At 70.5% G+C, this 17,289-nt stretch carries 14 protein-coding genes; 11 read left to right on the forward strand and 3 right to left on the reverse strand.

The window, feature by feature from the left end:
• Nucleotides 1-90: 90 nt before the first annotated feature.
• Entirely contained in the window at nt 91-738 is a 648-nt protein-coding gene (locus tag ACH4XV_RS39785) for a helix-turn-helix domain-containing protein (protein ID WP_395798007.1), read from the reverse strand.
• Nucleotides 739-1,422: 684 nt separating this feature from the next.
• On the opposite strand from ACH4XV_RS39785, the gene ACH4XV_RS39790 reads away from it, so the two are divergent.
• Nucleotides 1,423-1,917, forward strand: a complete 495-nt coding sequence (locus tag ACH4XV_RS39790) for a hypothetical protein (protein WP_395798009.1) — start codon at nt 1,423-1,425, stop codon at nt 1,915-1,917.
• Between the two features lie 1,704 nt (nt 1,918-3,621).
• A complete protein-coding gene (locus tag ACH4XV_RS39795) occupies nt 3,622-5,367 on the forward strand; it encodes a hypothetical protein (RefSeq protein ID WP_395798011.1) in 1,746 nt (581 codons plus the stop codon).
• 424 nt (nt 5,368-5,791) lie between these two features.
• On the opposite strand, the gene ACH4XV_RS39800 is transcribed toward ACH4XV_RS39795, so the two are convergent.
• A complete protein-coding gene (locus ACH4XV_RS39800) occupies nt 5,792-6,283 on the reverse strand; it encodes a winged helix-turn-helix transcriptional regulator (RefSeq protein WP_395798013.1) in 492 nt (163 codons plus the stop codon).
• Between the two features lie 97 nt (nt 6,284-6,380).
• On the opposite strand from ACH4XV_RS39800, the gene ACH4XV_RS39805 reads away from it, so the two are divergent.
• The 5 genes from ACH4XV_RS39805 to ACH4XV_RS39825 all read left to right on the forward strand — a co-directional run bounded on the left by ACH4XV_RS39805 (nt 6,381) and on the right by ACH4XV_RS39825 (nt 11,448).
• A complete protein-coding gene (locus ACH4XV_RS39805; protein WP_395798015.1) occupies nt 6,381-6,629 on the forward strand; it encodes a hypothetical protein in 249 nt (82 codons plus the stop codon).
• A 615-nt stretch (nt 6,630-7,244) separates the two neighbouring features.
• Entirely contained in the window at nt 7,245-8,369 is a 1,125-nt protein-coding gene (locus ACH4XV_RS39810; RefSeq protein ID WP_395798017.1) for an NHL repeat-containing protein, read from the forward strand.
• A gap of 633 nt (nt 8,370-9,002) precedes the next feature.
• On the forward strand, nt 9,003-9,437 hold the full coding sequence (locus ACH4XV_RS39815; RefSeq protein WP_395798019.1) for an Hsp20/alpha crystallin family protein: 435 nt from the start codon (nt 9,003-9,005) through the stop codon (nt 9,435-9,437).
• A gap of 102 nt (nt 9,438-9,539) precedes the next feature.
• Nucleotides 9,540-9,935: a DUF2267 domain-containing protein gene (locus ACH4XV_RS39820; protein ID WP_395798021.1), complete on the forward strand. Its 396-nt coding sequence runs from the start codon at nt 9,540-9,542 to the stop codon at nt 9,933-9,935.
• 571 nt (nt 9,936-10,506) lie between these two features.
• Nucleotides 10,507-11,448 (forward strand): DUF1838 family protein, encoded by a 942-nt coding sequence (locus ACH4XV_RS39825; RefSeq protein WP_395798023.1) that lies wholly within the window; start codon nt 10,507-10,509, stop codon nt 11,446-11,448.
• Nucleotides 11,449-11,878: 430 nt separating this feature from the next.
• On the opposite strand, the gene ACH4XV_RS39830 is transcribed toward ACH4XV_RS39825, so the two are convergent.
• Nucleotides 11,879-13,066, reverse strand: a complete 1,188-nt coding sequence (locus tag ACH4XV_RS39830; protein ID WP_395798025.1) for a methyltransferase domain-containing protein — start codon at nt 13,064-13,066, stop codon at nt 11,879-11,881.
• Between the two features lie 522 nt (nt 13,067-13,588).
• On the opposite strand from ACH4XV_RS39830, the gene ACH4XV_RS39835 reads away from it, so the two are divergent.
• From ACH4XV_RS39835 to ACH4XV_RS39850, 4 genes are all read left to right on the forward strand, one after another.
• Entirely contained in the window at nt 13,589-13,960 is a 372-nt protein-coding gene (locus tag ACH4XV_RS39835; protein WP_395798066.1) for a PRC-barrel domain containing protein, read from the forward strand.
• A 176-nt stretch (nt 13,961-14,136) separates the two neighbouring features.
• Nucleotides 14,137-14,319 (forward strand): YegP family protein, encoded by a 183-nt coding sequence (locus tag ACH4XV_RS39840; protein WP_395798027.1) that lies wholly within the window; start codon nt 14,137-14,139, stop codon nt 14,317-14,319.
• Nucleotides 14,246-14,770 carry a Scr1 family TA system antitoxin-like transcriptional regulator gene (locus ACH4XV_RS39845; protein ID WP_395798029.1) on the forward strand — a complete coding sequence of 175 codons (525 nt, stop codon included), beginning with the start codon at nt 14,246-14,248 and terminating at the stop codon, nt 14,768-14,770. The genes ACH4XV_RS39840 and ACH4XV_RS39845 overlap by 74 nt, the downstream gene beginning before the upstream one ends.
• A 399-nt stretch (nt 14,771-15,169) precedes the next feature.
• The gene (locus tag ACH4XV_RS39850; protein WP_395798031.1) at nt 15,170-17,203 is read left to right on the forward strand and encodes a hypothetical protein; all 2,034 of its coding nucleotides are present in this window, start codon (nt 15,170-15,172) and stop codon (nt 17,201-17,203) included.
• Nucleotides 17,204-17,289 lie beyond the last annotated feature (86 nt).

Consider the following 17,289-nt stretch of genomic DNA (forward strand, 5'->3'; position numbering starts at 1 on the left):
GGGCGAGCGGTGTCCTCACTCGGCCGGGGCATCACCGCCGAGGAGTTGCAGCACCGCCGAGCGGACATTCGGGCCCGGTGGGTGGCGGTTTCAGTGATCGAAGACGTCTGCCAGCCGTCCCTCGAGGGGGGCTTTGCCTCGAGGGACGGCACGGTCGGCAAGAAGGCACAGCCGTGCGGGGGTGAGTCCGGCCAGGTCACGGAAGTCGCGGTTCATGTGTGCCTGGTCGTGATAGCCGCACGCGGCCGCCCGGTCGGCCAGCGACCGGCACGCGTCCGAGGGCAGGGTCAGCGCCCGTTGGAACCGCAGGATCCGGCTGACGGATTGCGGTGGGAGCCCGATCTGCTCGCGAAAAAGCACCTGGAGCCGCCGTGGACTCCGGCCTGTCACCGCGGCCAGTTCCTGGACGGACAACCGCCCGTGCGATGCGCGCAGCCGACTCCATGCTTCCGCAACGATCGGCGACGGGGGCAGCGCGTCCACCATCCGCCGAGCCAAGGCGTTTTCGAGGACCGCCCAGCGTCCTTCCCAATCCGGCACCGCGACGAGTTGCTCGGTGAGTCTGGCCGACCAGCCGGCACCCAGCACCGCGTCCGGGTGCACGTGGTGGTGGGCCAGGTGGTGCAGCGGCAAACCCAGGCACATGTACGCGCCGAGCGGAGTGAACTCCACCTCGATCGCCTCCGCGACGCCTTCGTATCCGCCCCTGATCGACGACAGCCGCAGACCGGCGAGCATCGCATGCCACGTCGTTCGCACCGCCGGTGCGCTCCGGGCCTCATGGACCAAGTGGAGCGGATTTCCCCACCCGAGGATCAACGTCACGGTGGCCGAGGGAAGAGTAAGCCTGAGCGGTCCCCGTCCCGTGGTGCGATGACCCCTGAACATCACCACATGGTCGCGTAACCGCCCGGAGGGGCACCGCTCCGCGTATTCGCCCCCATCCCTCGAATCCGTGGCCATTCCAACCTCCGTGACGAACATCGACTCGGCCGCGTGCCGCTGCGCGCGTCGGTCGACGACTCCGGCCCGAGAGTGCGCCTTCGTACAAGACGACCGCCCAAGCTCCGCAGCAGTCTTGATATCGCCCGCGTCGAACCCGGCCGATCGACGGGCAACAACCGCAACACCGTTGGTGGAGAGATGAATCGATCATGCCGTGATCACCGACGACTGGCAACGTTTCGGTTCCGCCCGGTCGCGGTCCGGACTTTGAACAAGACCTCGTGCGTCACGGCCGCACGTTGACGTAGATGCGTACGAATGAACACGGGAGTGCGAATGTTGGCGCGAGAATACGGATACCAGGTGTCGTCGCGGGCGGCGATCCATACCCCGGGCATCGAGGACGAGTTGGTCCGCGGTCGGCGCACCGCACTCGTCGTCTACGCGGGAATGGCCGGACCTCTCGTAATCCTCCCGTTGACGATGCTGCTGATGTTCACCGTCGACCTCGACACGCGGATTCACTACACCGTGATGGCCGTCTGCCTGGGGGTCGCCTTCGTAGCGGCGATGTTCCAAGGGCGGGCGGACCGGGTCCGTACGGGCGCGGCCCTGCTACGTAGCCAGGCCTGGCAGGTGTGGCCATGCCGCGTGGATGACATCGAAGGAAAGCTCACCGAGCGACGCCTGTCACTGCTCGCGCCCGATGGGAGCGCGGCGGCGACGTTTCGGACCAAGATGCCGCGAAGTGTGTGGTCGGCGATGACCGACGGTCGCGGTGTCCTGTGGTGCGCCGGCGACCTGCGCTTCGACCTGATCGTCGCCGCAGCCGGCGGAAGCCCCTTCTGGATCGCCACACCGGAGACACCACAACAACGAAACGAACAACGCCCCCGCGACCTCGAGAGCTCCTCGCTCGAGTTTTTGATCAGGGAGGCCAGGACCAACGTGGTTGGGAACCTGTTCGGATAGCCGCCGCCCCCGCCCACCGCCGCCGCTCCACGGCATCCGGCGTCGTCCTGCCACGCGATGACGGCGGCCGCCTCGTTCCACAGCCGTCGGGTATCGCCTTGGAGGGCGTGTCCGGCGTCGGGGGTGTCGTCGACCGGGGCCCCGAGTCCTTGTCGTACTTGCCTGCCACGCGCGCTCGGCCGTCGACGCCACCGTGACCGTGGCCGGCTTCCTGGTTCAGGCCGCAACACCGAATCCGCCGCGTGCGGGCATGATGAGGGCATCCCACACGATTCTCATGGCACGCGTGACGGCGGAAGCGCGTGAATGGGTGGCTGCGATACACGGGCCGACTCCCGATCCACTACATCGGCGTCAGCGCCACCGACTACCGGGCACATCACCACCACGATGACGCTGGGCAACACAGTGCTGCGCCCGGACGTAGACCCCGAGAAGTTCGCGCGGGTCCGCGCGGACCGATCCCTTGTGCCCGGCGCGATCGAGGAGGCCCTGCGCCCGCTCTTTCCTTCAGCCGGCCACGGACGCGTCCGTCCCGCCGACGAGTGCGCCCGCAACGTCGATGCCGAGCCGCTCCGCCACAACGCCGCCCGTTCCGCCCCGCGCACGGACGTGACCCGACCCACCGGTCGCTCACCGGTATTCGTTACCCAAGACATCACCCACACCGGCCATCGTGCGCGATCCCGGGCCGGGCAGGTCGCCGGCGGCTCGGCGCAACGCGAGATCGGTTGTTCAGCCGTGGGCGGAGCGGCAGACGCGGGCTTCGGGGGTGTCGTCGCTCCGGCCGCTGAACCGAAACCCGAAGTCACAGGCCGCCCAGGGATTGACGGCGCCCGTCTTGGACGGCTCGCGCTCGGGTTGTCCGCGTCGGGCCGATGTACCGGGAGCGGAGGAATGGTCGGCCCGATCCGATGCCCCGGATCCACGCGACGACGGGGAGGATGCGGCCGATCGGGTGTCGGCGGGCGGGTTCGCCCGCTGCGCGTCGGGCGGTTCGGTACCCGCCGGGGTCGCGGGCGTTGCCGGGTCGGCTGCGCCGAGAGGAGTCGTCGAGGACGGCCAGGCGCCCGACGAGCCGGCGCCGGGAAGTGGCGCGCCGTTGGCGGCCAGGGCGGGATCGAGGGCCCGGGTGGGGGCGGTGGCCGGTGTGCTGTCGCAGGCGGTCACGAGCAGGAGCACAAGGGCCGCCGCGGCGGCCGGGCAAGTGATGTGCACACGTTCCTCCGATGAATACGAGGGCTGTCCTGCCGGGGCTAACGCCCGTGTACCCGGGGGGTTACTCGGGTGTTGTGCCGGCCTCGCGGCGGGAGTCACGCTTCACGGCGCGTGGTTCACGGGATCGGATGCCCCGGTCGGGGCGTCCTTCGGTCACCGGGCATGTCGGATTCGGCGACCCCGTCCCGGGCAGGTCTCCCAACTCCCCGGTGGCCTCACCGCCGTAATTCGCCGACTGATCCGTTGCCGGGGCGTGGGTCGCTCGTTGAACCGATATCGCGACCGGCGCGGGCCACGTGCCGGTGCGGAAGCCGGGTGCCGGAATCACCCGATCGAACGACAGCGAGGAACCGGCCGCGGCCGAGAGGGTCATCCTGTTGCCGGGTCGCGTTCCACGCCCCGCCACGAGGCCGCGGATCGGTCCGCATCGCCGCGCCTCATGGGCCTGTCGCCGACCAGGTCCGCGCCCACCCGAACCGTCCGAGCGTGGCACCCGAACCGTCCGAGACCTCGGGAGAACCGTTGACCAACCACACCTCCGCCGTCCCGGCCACCCCCCTGTTCGTCATCGAGTACCCCGAGGACGGGGTCGCGACCGTGGACGGCACGCCGGTCTACGTCCCCGAGGGGGCGGAAGCCCGTCACGCCGCCATCGACGAGGTCCGCTTCACGGCGTCCCTCCTCGACCGGCCCGTCCGCGCGATCGACATCGATCCGGACGGCACCCGCTATCCCCTGCTCATCGACCCGGATGGGACGCTCACGTTCTTGGCCGAGCCCCATCCCGATCCCGACCCGGAGGTCCCCGACGAGGAGGCACACATCCCGTCGAGTGAGGAGGACACGGCACCGACCGACGACCACGACGGGGCCCCCCGCGAGTGGTGGGTCGGTGTCGACGAGGTCGACGCACACGGGCAGGCGCCCGAAGAGCACAGCGAGGACGAGCACACGGGGGAGGAGCACCCGGGCGACGAGCACGGCGGGCACGAGCGCGACCCACACGGGACGGCGGACCTGCCCGGATCCGCCCCGTGGCCGACCGAGGGGCCACCCGCGACCGTGCCCGCGCGACCGGATCGCGCTCGGCGGCGGGCCCCGCGTTCCGGCCGCCGCGTAGCGCCGGCCGCGATCGGCCTCGCGGTCGCCGCGGCGGTCACGGTCGTCGCGTTTCTCGTCTGGCCGGACGACGAGTCCACCGAATCCCGGACGAGCACGACCTCGCGTGCCGAACCCGCCGCGGTCGCCGCTCCGGCCGGCTGGCGACAGACGTCCGCGTGGTCGCGGTCGATCGCACCGCCGGGAGCCGGTCGGCCGAGTGTGGCGACGCTCGGGGGTGTGCTCGCCATCCTCACACCGGACCGTCGAGTCGCGCTGCTCGATCCGCACGACGGCGCGGTCGTTCAGGTCGGCGAGCCGCTGCCGGCGGGCGACGTCGCGCTGCACGCGACCGGCGACCCGACCGCGCCGGTCCTCGTCGCCGAGACCGAGGGCCGGCTCCTGGTGTGGTCCCCACTGCGCGCTCCCCAATCGTCACGTCCGCCCACCACCGTCGAGTTCGCGCCCGGCGCCCGCGTCAGTTACGCCGGTGCCCTCCCCCTGGTGACGGGGGCCGATGGATCGGCCGCCGTGCTGCGCGGCGATGCCCTTGTTCCGGTCCGGTTGTCTCCCGGAACCGTGGCGATGGCCGCCGATACGGCGCACGTGCTCGCGGGACGCGCCGTCGGACCCTGGGAGTTGGTCGGCTTCGACGGACGGACACACGTGGTGGCTCCGCTGCCACCGCGCCCCGGCGCGCGCATGCTGCGCGTGGCCGGCGCCGGGCACGGAGTGGTCGCCGCCGTGTGGTCCGGCCCCGTGGACGGCAGCGAGACACTCGCCGTGCACGACTCCTCCTCCGGCCGGGTACTCGTCGGCGCCGACGCCCCCGCCGGATCCCTGTCGGGCGCCTGGATCCACGCGGACGGCAGTCCCCTCGTCGCGTTGGGACCGGTCGTCGTCGATCTCGCCCAGGGGCGTGCATCGGTCACCCCGGGCGTCGTCGCCCGCTCCGTCGCCGGCGACCGGGTGTACGGCACGCGCGACCTCCGCCCCGTCGCGGTGACGTCGGCCGGCGTCGTCACGATGCCCGACCGGGCCGCCGTTCCCTGGGGCATCAGCGCCGGCCGCGCGATCCTGCTCACCGGCGACGGGGACCGAGCGGTCCTGCACGCCGTGGATCCGGCCCCGTGACCGAACCCGGCCGGCGCGTCCATGCCCGTGGGCCGGGAATCGTCGGGGCGCGCCGACGTGGAGCGGGTCCGCCGGGGGACGTCACGGTCACATCAGGACGCCGGCGACGGCGATCAGCACGGTGGTGACCAACAGGAGCAGCATGCCGCCGCACCCGTCGCCGGCGACCGGCGATGGGACCGACGTCGATCGGGGAGCCGGCGCCGTCGACGACCGGGACTGTGGGCGTGCCGGGCCAGTTCAGGGTGATCGTCCTGGCTACTCCGGGCGGGGTGACCTCGAGGCCCGTGGTCTTGGTCTTGACACCGTAGGGGCCGGTGGCGCCGCTGGGGTGGGTGCCGCGGACACCGTCCGGCCCGACATCGAATACAAGGCCCGGGAGGGCCGGTGTCGGCGTGTTCCGGGACAGTACGCACCTGGGATCTCAGGAGCTTTCCACGAAGCGCGCGCCCGGCCCGGGCGTGCGGCAGACGTCTTCCGGGGCGAGCCGGCTGTGCCCCGCAGCGCACTGGAGGACGACTTCGACCGGCTCGTCGCAGGAGGTTTCGTCGTCGAGGGGCCGGTGCCGGACGATGACCGACGGGCCCTGCGGGTCGGCGAGGTACCTGTCGCCCCATTCCAGGAGCGCCACGAGCGTGGGCCGCAACGCCCCTCCCTGCTCGGTGAGTTCGTAGGCGAAGCGCTGTCGATCCCCGGGCTCCTGATAGGGAACGCGGCGCAGCACTCCCGCGGTCACCAAGGTCTCGAGCCGAGTCGCCAGGAGGTTTCTGGCGATCCCGAGGCGGGAGTGGAACTCGCCGAACCGGCGCGCGCCGTCCAGCGCTTCACGAACGATCAGCAGGGACCAGCGCTCTCCCACCACCGAGAGGGCGCGCGCCACCGAGCAGTTCACCGGGTCGATTCGCCGCGTTTCCATGGGACGAGCGTACCCGTCTGGGTTTACAAGACTTACTCAGCCCTCGTAGGCTCCCGGCCTGAGTTGAAGAACTAAACTCACACGAAGGAGATCGACCATGCCCATGCTCGACGTGTACATTCCCGACGGCGCGCTCCAGCCGGACGCCGAGGCGGCCCTGCTGAAGCGCATTACCGAGATCCTCGTCCGCAACGAGGGATTCGACCCTGCCGACCCGGTGACCCGTTCCGTCTCCTGGCTCTGGCTGCACCGACCGGCCGGCGTCTACGTCGGCGGAGAACCCGCGGACGCACCTCGCCCGACTCACCGGCGACGACGCCAAGCGGGCCCGTGCGCTCGCGCGTGAGCGGATAGCTGCCACCCGAGCCGAACACGCCCGCCTGCCCTGACGGGTGGCGGATGACGCAACGCCGGATCATGCTGCCCCTGCCCTTGGCGGGCGGCGTGCTCGGTGCCGTCGAGGTGGAGTACCCGCGCCCAGTCGCCGACGCGGCTGTCCCTCTTCGTGGTCGGTGCGGGAGAAGTCATCGAACACGAACGCGATGGAACTCGGGCGAGTAGAGGCTGCGCAGAGAGCGGACGGCGCGCGGATCGGCTCGTCGTGGTGACGAACGTCAACCGAGACGGACAGCGGTCCACGACAGCCCGACGAACACAAAACCCGGTCGACCCTGGGTTCACCCGTATGGAGCAGTCGGGAGGGTGCGCCCGCGCGCTCCCCGGAAGTATGGGGCGTGGCGGAGGACGTCAGCCCGCAAGCCCGCGCCGTCCTCCCCGTTCGCCCGGCGCCCGGCCACCTCGGGTCGGTCCCGCCGCCGAGCGTCCAGTCCGAACCTGTCGTCGGCCCCGCCGTGGCCCGCTCGCCACAGGGCACCGCGGATCGATCCCGGCTTTCGGCCGGCGGCTCACCGCCACGCCACGGCACTGAAGCCACGGCACGGAAGACGGAAGGCTGAAGACGATGACTGTCCTCGAACGCTCCGCAGACGTTGTTCCGCAGACCATCTCCACGTTCGCGGGCACGGGAGCATCGGGTTTCTCCGGTGATCAAGGACCCGCGACCTCCGCGAAGTTGTACCGCCCGAGTTACATGGTGCGGGGCGAGAAAGGATGCCTGTACCTCTGTGACTCCGAGAACCACCGGGTGCGGAAGATCGCGACCGACGGAACGATTTTCACGGTCGCCGGTACCGGTACGGCCGGATCGACCGGCGACGGCGGCCATGCCACGTCGGCTCGACTGAACAGCCCCTCCGGGCTCGAATCGGATGACGCGGGCAACCTCTACATCGCCGAGTACAGAGGTCACCGGGTGCGCAAGGTCTCCACCGACGGGAGGATCTCCACGGTGGCCGGCACCGGGCAGGCCGGTCACAGCGGAGACGAGGGCTCCGCCACCTCTGCTCGACTCAACAGCCCCGTGGGTCTGGCGCTCGGGGCGGGCGAGCTGTACATCGCCTGCCGCGGCGGCCACAAGGTGCGCAAGGTCTCCACCGACCACAGGATCTCCACCGTGGCGGGCACCGGCAGGGGCGGATACTCCAGCGACGGCGGTCCCGCCACGTCCGCCCGGCTGAGCGACCCACACGGGGTGGCGCTCGACGACGCCGGCAACCTGTACATCGCCGAACTACGCAACCACCGGGTACGCAAGGTCTCCACCGACCACAGGATCTCCACGGTGGCCGGTACCGGGCAGGACGGGCACTCCGGTGACGGAGGACCCGCCACCTCCGCACAACTGAGCGGTCCGACCGGCCTGGCGCTGGACCGCGCGGGCAACCTCTACATCGTGGAGTGCTGGAGCCACCGCATCCGAAAGGTCGCCGGCGACGGCACGATCTCCACCGTGGCGGGCACCGGCACGGGCGGCTACTCCGGCGACGGCGGCCCCGCCACCTCGGCACAGCTCCGCAACCCACTGGCGGCGGCTCTGTCCGAGGAGCAGACACTGTTCGTCACCTGCAGCGGCAACCACGGCGTGCGAGCCATCGCCCTGGCGCCGCCAGGCCGCTCACCACAGCGGCGGCGCTCAACCGCACCCCCGGGCCCACACTCGCAGGCACCGAGTTCCGCGAACCTGTGACGGCGAAGAGCGCCGGCGTGGCCGGGTATGCACCGGGAGGCCCTGCGACGAGTCCGCTCACATGACCTCGCGCCATGGTTCGTCGGCCAGACCCGTGCGGCGCTGGAGCGTCGGCGCGAAGGGCCCTTCATGATCGGCACGTCGCAGGTCCGTCATGCTCCGAGCCTTGCAGACCCGGCCCGTGGAATCCGTCGTGGCGGCGCCGTGCAAGGGCCGACCATCGGTCGACGTGGATGGTCGACCCGCGGTCTCGGATCGAGGGTGGCCAACTTGCGGTTCGAGGGTGACCGGGAGGTTTTCTCGTCTTTTTGCGGAGCACCCGGGCGAGCGTGTCGTGGGTGATCGGTTCCGGGGCGAAGGCGTCCGGATCGCAGTCCGGGATGAGGGCCGGGTTGAGTCCGGCTGCGGTCCGGCGGCGTGGCATCGAGGGCCGCCGCGGCGGTGGGGAATACGCCCGGTGGTGGGGGGTCGGTGCGGGGTGGGGGCTGGTCGTCCGGGGGTGCGAGCCTCCCCCTCCGGATTGTCATCCCAATGATGACGTCAACACTTGTCATCCAATAGATGACATGCTACAAAGGTGTCAGTGAGGCGCATTGGCAGCAACTGCCCGAACGTGCTGGAGGTGTTTTGACGATGTTGATGCGCACCGACCCCTTCCGTGAGCTGGACCGACTCGCGCAGCAGCTGATAGGTCCGGGTACTTGGTCGAAGCCGTCGGCGATGCCGATGGACGCCTACCGCGAGGGCGACGAGTACGTGGTGGCCTTCGACCTTCCCGGCGTCGGCCCGGATGCGATCGACATCGACGTCGAGCGGAACATGCTGACGGTCAGCGCCGAGCGCCGACCGGTGGCGAAGGCCGACGACGTGCAGATGGAGCTGTCCGAGCGGCCGCTGGGCGTCTTCTCCCGCCAGATCGTGCTCGCCGACACCCTGGACGCCGAGCACATCGAGGCCGGCTATGACGCGGGCGTGCTCACCCTGCGTATCCCGATTGCCGAGCGGGCCAAGCCCCGCAGGATTTCCATCGGCGTCGGCACCGGCGACCGCAAGGAGATCTCCGGCTGACACCGGCCGAACCGATGCGGAGGACGGGACCCGATTTCCCCCTCACCCCGCCCTCCGCATCCCCGTGGGCAGCCCGAAGGACAGGAAGGGGTGGCGGCCGCGATGGCCATGCGACACGCAAAGTTCCTCGACCACGTCAAGGAGCGCGGCAAGTACGACACCGTTCGGGAAGCCGAGCGCGCGGCCCGTGTGGTGCTCGCCCTGCTCGGCGCGCACCTGGTCGGCGAGGTCCGCGCCCAGCTCGCCGCACGCCTGCCGGACGAATTCGCCCTGATCCTCCTCAACCCGCTGCAGAGCGCCGAACCACTGCCGACAGAGCGGTTCGTCAGGGCCACCGCGGCCTGGATCGAGGGCGCCACCGAGCAGACCGCGACCTGGGACGTGAGCGCCGTGCTGTCCACGGTCGCCGACGCCGCCGGCGACGACCTGATGGGGCAGATCCTGCTCCAGCTCCCCGCCGGTTACGACCTCCTCTTCGGCCGCCACCAACCCACCTGACCCACCCACTCGCACCGGTCACGAAAGGCCCGCGGCGAGGTTGCCGTCGTCCCGCCGGAGCCGGACCCGGACCCGGACGGCAAGCACGAGAAACCGAAACCGTGACCGAACTCGTCGCCCGCAGGCAGGCGTTCGCAGAGGCCACGGACGCCCACCACGCGTGGCCCGCCGACACTTCATGGCTCCGGAATGCCTGCGAACACCTGCTCCGGCACGCCTTCGCGCGGGATCGCCAGTGGGACTGGGACGGTCACGCGTGCCTCCCCATCGACCGCGCCGCCGATCCGGACCCGTGGGCGCGTCTGGTGTACGCCGGACCTACGACGCGGCTGTCACCGAGGTCACCCGCGGCCGCCCCGCGCGTACGACCCACTCGGGGTGGTACAGGCCGCGCCGGCGTTGGTCGGTCGCGCCTCGACCGGTGCGGCGCGGCGGGGATGCGTAGGCTCCCGGGTGGAGGACGGATGACGGGGGTGAGGCCCGGAGTTCGTCCGACGCACCCACACGGGCGGGAGAGCGCGCTCCGGTGGATACGACCGCTACGCTCCGAACCGACGAACGGACACCGCGCATGGAATCCGGCAAGGCATCGCCCGAGGCCCTGATCGCATCGCTCGACGACGTGAACGCGCGGCTGTTCGTACGGTTGCTCGGTCGCCCCGACGGCCGGGACATGCTGTACCGCATCAGCGGAACGGTGTACAACCACGTGCCCGGTGACGTGCACGGCAAGGTGTTCCCGCACGGGCGGGCGTTGTTCGGTGTCGAGGGCTACAACATCCGCCGGTTGATCAATCCGCCGGGCACCCGGGATCTGCACCTGGTCTCGCGTGAAATCGTCTTCTATACCGACCCGAGGCACGGCACGGTCCTGACCGAGTGGACGAACCCGCTGGACGGGCGCACCCGTCCCCTTCCGCCGATCGCCAACGACCGCGTGCAGTTGTCGTACCGCGTCCGGGACGGCGCCCTGTACGCGGTGTTCGGGCCCGCCGAGGTGCCGCTGGACGGCTCGGTCACCCCGCAGCGTGTGCACCGCAACCTGGTGTGGACCCTGGACGTGCCGCCCGTGTACGGCCTTGCCGACCGGTACGGCATCGACGACGACTTCGGCCTGGCGAACTCGACCTACACCTCATGGGAGTTGTTCGACTTCCTGGTGCACGAGGACGACGCCCGCGCCCACTCCGACACGGAGACCGGATCCCCGACTCCGGCACTGCCGGTCACCAACTGCTGGACCCGGATCTGCCCCTACGTGCCGGCGATGGGCATCGCCGAGAGCGAGACGCCGGGCAACCTCGTCTACCACGCGCGCGCCTGGACACTGGACGACTTCGACGCGCTCGACCCGTGGCTCGCCGACCTCGTGCGCACCCGCCACCCGCTCTACACGAGTGCCCCCGACACCCCCGGCACGGGACCCAACACCACTACCTGGACCGCGTTCCACACCGACGTACTGGCCCCCCGCGGCCTCACCTGGCGGCAATGGCGCGACATGTCCGACTGATCGGCCCAGACGGGTCGGCTCGGATCGAGGCGGCGGCCGTCGAAGCGTCGGACGAGGGTCGACCGTGACCGGATCGGTCCGCAGCCGCCTTCGCCGCGCCTCGCAGTTCGCCGCCCCCCGCGCACGCCGAGCCCGGTGCCGCGGATACGGGGCACGGGCCGGTCCGTCCCCTCGGTCGGCGACCTTAGGGCGTGGCGTCGGCGGGAGCGACCGGCAGGTCGCCTCGAGACCGCCTCGGCGAGGGCTGGCGGCAACGGCGCACGTTCCCGGGCGTGTGGTGCCGGGATTCGGCTGCGGCATCGACGGAGTCGTGCCCGCGACGACCGCACGACGCACGGTCGTTCCCGGTCCGGCACACCCGACCTCCCCGACAACGCAGCTACGCCGTGTTCCGCCGGTGTGGTTCGTCCCGGACGCCGGCTCTGCGGTTCTATCGGTCGGATGGGCCGGGGTCCTGCGCGAAGGGCTGGTCGGTGCCGCCGATCCGGTAGGTGGTTCCGTGTGGGGTGACGGTGGCGCGGAAGTCCCAGAGCCGGGGCTGTTGGGCCTTCTCCCAGGCGACCAAGGCATCGTGGATCTCCTCCGCCAGGTCGCGGGGCCCGAACCGGTTGACCTCTCCGCGTGCGCCGCCTGTGCCGTTGGTGCCGTGGCGGACGACGGCCCAGGAGGTGCCGGCGGCGTCGGCGAGCCACAGTGTGCGGCCGGCGCCTCGGTCGGGTTCGAGGACGTGGTGGACGTCGGGAACGCGCAGCGAGATCGCGAATCGGGCGTGGACGTCCTCCAGGGCGGCTACGTCGAGCGCGGTGGTGTCCTCGGCGGAGTGTTCCCACGCGTTGTCGGTGATCAGGGTGGCGGGGTCGAAGCGGGACCGGCGTTGGCCGCGGGTGGGCATGAACATCACCCCGCCGTCGAAGCCGCCGGACGCCGTGCCGTCGTCGGCGACGACGAGTCGGAGCAGGCCGCCCTGGTGGAAGGGGACGATGCGGGGGGCGACGATCACGCCTCCGGGCGCGCTCTGTTCGATCCACGCGTGGGGGACGCGGCCCACGGCGACGGTGGCGATCACCCGTTCGAAGGGGGCGTGTTCGCGGTGGCCGAGTTCGCCGTCCCCGCACACCACGTCCACCCGCCGTCCGGCCGCCTCCAGCGCCTCGCGGGCCCGGGCGGCGAGCGCGGGATCGATCTCCACCGTGCACACCCGGTCCGGCCCGGCACGTTCGCACAGCAGCGCGGCATTCCAACCGGTTCCGGCGCCGATCTCCAGGACCCGGTCGCCCGGTCGCACGTCCAGCGCGCGGAGCATGAACAACACCGCGGAGGGCGCGCTGATCGAGCTCGACGCCTGGCGGCCGATGCCCGGCCGGGCGGGTCGGCCGTCGTCGACCTGGACGACCAGCGGGGCGTGCGGCGCGTACACCGCCTCGGCCCACCGTTCCGGCTCCGCGGACCGCTCCAGCGCGCGGTACCCGCCGCCGGCGTCGGGAATCCACACGGTGTCCGAGACGAAGCGGTGCCGCGGAATCCCCGCGAACGCCTCGCGCATCCAGGGATGCTCGAACTCGCCCAAGGCATCAAGGGCTTCGACCGCTTGGGCCAGATGGTCGTCCGCGACGCTCATTTCGGCTTCCTGCGCGTGCCCGTGCCGGGGTTGCGCAGCGTGGGGTCGTCGCCGTCGGGGGAGGGCTCCGGAGCCGGTTGCGGGGGCGGCGTGGGCTTGTTGTGCGTACCCATGTCGAAGTCCCTTCTCGCGGTGACGTCGCGTCATCATCCCGTGACCGGCCGCGTGATCGCCAGTGCCGGGCTCCACAGGGCCTCCGGTCACCGTCGAGGCACAGTCGGCAGCCACGTCACCCACTCGCCGTCGACCGAGAGGGCGGTGACCACGCAGGCCGCCTTTGGGCGACGCCCGTGGCCGGCGCGATTCCCGCGCCAGGCTGCGAGTTGGAACACCGTCCGACGCCGGGTGCGAATCATTGGCCGCCGTCACTTCCTGGCGGCGGGTGTGGAGAGGGAGCAATGGGGCAGGCGTGCGCCGAACCATTGCACCCGACGAATCCCGGCCGCCGAGCAGCTGTTCGCCGCCGGTACGGGGTCGGTCGGTCGATATCCGAGGAGGACTTCTGTGAGCACCGGCGCCAACATGTGGGGTCATCGTCCCGAGTCCGGTTACACCGCCGGGACAAGTCTGACCGGCTACAAGGTCGACGCCTCCGACGGTCACATCGGCAAGGTGGACAAGCACAACGACGAGGTCGACGCCTCGTACCTGGTGGTGGACACCGGCGTGTGGATCTTCGGCAAGCACGTCCTGCTTCCCGCAGGCACCATCGAGAGCATCGACGCCGAGAACAAGGTCGTCCACGTCTCACGCACCAAGGAAGAAATCAAGAATTCGCCCGAGTTCGACAAGGACAAGCACCTCGACGACCACGAACACCGCACCCGCACCGGCGACTACTACGGCAACATCACGCCCGCCCCTCCGGGGGCGAACCCTCTGGGCACGCCGTAACCGATCGAGCGGATCCGGTTCCCACGCCGACCAGCGAGGCTGAGGGTGCCGGTGGCACAGACCGGTATTCCGCCCGCGATCGCGGGCGGCGCGACCGTATCGTCCCCACGATCCACGTCCGCGGGCGCCGAGGCATCCATCGGTTCGGCACCCGCACGATGCGAGAGGTGAATCCCGTGGCAGCCAAGTTCGAGGTGTACACCGACAAGAACGACAAGTTCAGGTTCCGACTCAAGGCGGGCAACGGCGAGATCATAGCCACCGGCGAGGCATACGAGACCAAGGATGCCTGCCTCAAGGGCGTCGAATCGGTCAAGACCAACGCGCCCGACGCCAGGATCGAGTCACTCGACGCGTGATCCTGCCGGGCCCGTCGCCGACAAGGGCGACGGGCCCGGGCCCGTCTGCGGCAGGCCCCGGCGCGCGGTCGCCCGGCCGTTCCCTACGACCCGGCCCCGGGGACGGAGCGGTGACGATTCACCGAAATCGTCCGGGGTTGGAGCCCGACGCAGCCCCGGCGCCCTGTGGGCCGAGCGGGGCGAACTCCTCGCTCTCGCGCATCGCGGGCAACAGCGAGGCCGGTGGCAGGAACACGCGGACGCCGTCGGCTGTCCTCTCGCCGACTGTCTCAGGTTGGAACGCGACGCGAACCACGTCGGCGACGTCCGCATGCGACGCCAACGCATCCTCCGCGAAGGCGGCCCGAGCCTATGGGCGGTGGCCATCGAGGGAGTCCTGCGCCAACAGGTAGGCGACCCGACTGCCGTACGTCGAACCGGTATCGCAGAATGGCCCGCAGGTTCCCGATGACACCTATCGCCGTGGGCAGGAAGGCACCGCTCCCGGGCGGTCCGTCAGGGAAGCCCAGTCGGTGTTCTCCAGGATCACCCAAGTGTTCGGGCAACGCCTGGGACGGCGGGCTGTGGGTCACCGGCGGAGGCTACCGCGTCCGGGGAACACGCGGTGGATACGGCGCGCTGTGATGTCGGGACCGAGGGCGGGCAGCGGGGTGGGGTCCGGGCGGTGACATGAACGGGGCGATACCGGTTGTGTGTTGCCGATTCGTTGTGTGATTCGCGGCGTCGGTTCGTCGAACATGCCCTCGGGACGGGGCTGTTCCGCGCATGATCGACGGATGCGCGCTCGTGGGGGCGCGGCGGATGCGTCCGGTGGAGTCGTGACGGGCGTGAAGTGGGGATGGTGGGGGACATGACGGCGTGGTCGTGGGCCGCGGCGCGCGTTCGGACGGCGGTGGTGCTCGCGGTGATCGTGGCCGTGGTCGCCGGGTGCACGTCGGGCGGCGGAGGCGATGGCGACGGCAAGGGCTCCGTCGAGGGGGCCAACCCCCAAGGGGGCGTGTCCGTTTCGGCCCCCGCCAAGGCGTTCGAGGGGGCTTCGCCGGCCCTGCACTTGAGCACCGTCGACGACGTGCCGCCGCTGAGCGGCGCGTACAAGCTCTTCGGCAAGCCGACGAAGATCGAGGTACGGGGCGGCGAACTCGCCAAGGGACGGGCCGTGGTGACCCTGGACTATCCGGCCGAGGCGACGCCGCAACAGGTCGAGAACCTGCGGGTGTTGCGCTACGAGGGCAACGAATGGCAGGCCCTGACGCCGGAACATGTGGACACGGCACGGCATCGGGTCTCGGTGGGCACGGACCGCTTCTCGCTCTGGGGAATCGGATGGTGGGACGTCGAAAGCGCGATCTCGACGACCGTGACCAAGGCGAGGAACCTGCTGAGCACCGACGGCGTCCTGGGCATCGGCAAGCGCGTGGCGAACCCGCCCACCGTCGAGTGCGCGTACCCGGCGCTCACCCTCACCCTCGACGTCGAGAAGTTCGTACCGGGCGCGATCACGTGCACCAGGTTCGATGTCACCGACGGGTCGCGACGAACCCTCGATCTGTACGTGAGCAATCCGCACTTCACACCCTTCCTGCTCGATCTGCCCACCGGCGTGCGGTTCGTCGAGGCCAAGCCGGACCCCGACAATCCGTATACGCTCCTGGCCCGGACCATGGCCGCGGCGCAGAACCTGCCCGTCGCGTTCCTGCCCGCCGGCGGCATGATCCGACTCAAGGTCGACCTGTCGAAGCTGACCGCCGGCGCCGCGATCACCGCAACCCTGGACGCGGCGACCCCACTGTTGGACCTGGCCACGGCCACCTTCAAGGGCATGCTGCCCGCCGAACCGACCGATCCCGTGGTCCGGGCGGTGGCGGTGAGCCACGAGGCCGCCGAGGCGTTCGCCTGCCTGTACAAGCACGGGACGGAGATCTCCAGGCTGCCGAACCCCTCCGCCGCCGACATCACCGGCCGACTCGTCGCGGGCGCACGCGAGTGCGGCGACGCGATGCGCAAGCTCGGCACCCGACTCGCCGTCGCCGTCAGCCGTCAGGGCTGGAGCCCGGAACAGGTCGCATCGGCGGCGGGCAAGGAGATCGAGGAGCTGTGCGAGAAGCACTGCCCCGGGATGATCCGGGCGATCCTGGCGGCATGGGAACACGAACCCCTGCTCATGGAAGTGGGGGCCTCCCTCGCCGAAGGAGCGAACGGATTCAAGGTCTATCGTTTGGGACTTGCCGCCGCCGAACCGCCGTTCGCCCGCCTCGCCGAGGTGCTGCCCGACGGAAACATCCCCGGATTCACCGTCAGGCCACCGATCGTCGACAACAACAACCGCTTCGGCGGCGGCACATTGGAGACCGTGCCCAACCCCGGCACCCCGTGCGTGGACCAACTCAAGGGCAAACACTGGGACACCTGGCTCCATCCCCAACCCCAATTCGCCGCGAAGTCCTACCTCGCCGACGACATCGCCACCACGATCACCCTCTGGTACGTCCGCAACGACTACCGGGACCTCACCAGGGACTACTTCGTACAACTCGTCGGCAGCGGCAAATGCACCCTCAAGCCGACAGGCAGATACCAGGAAAACGAGGAGCAGACCTCCGAGCCCTATCAGGGTCCACGCGTCAAAGGCCTGGCCGACTTCCGCGAATTCCTCACCTACGTGCCGAACGCCGACGGCTTCCACACCCGCCCCCGCGCCGCGCTGTACGACCCCGGCACCGGCGTACTCGCACTGATCGAGGGCAAGGCGGCCGACTCCACCGCCCCGGACAAACACACACCCCCGACCCTGGACGCCCTCAAGCGTCGCGTCGCCGGCCAACTCGAATACCTCATCCACCGCCTCGACGACCAACTCGGCACCCAGTTCGTCCCGGCGAACTGACACCACGGCCACGCGACGGCACCGAAAAGGCGGCCGGGTGAACCACTCGCCTGTCCCGGTCGCCGCAGTGTCGACCATCGCCGGCG

The sequence above is a fragment of the Embleya sp. NPDC020630 genome, assembly GCF_044334985.1.
GTDB lineage: Bacteria > Actinomycetota > Actinomycetes > Streptomycetales > Streptomycetaceae > Embleya.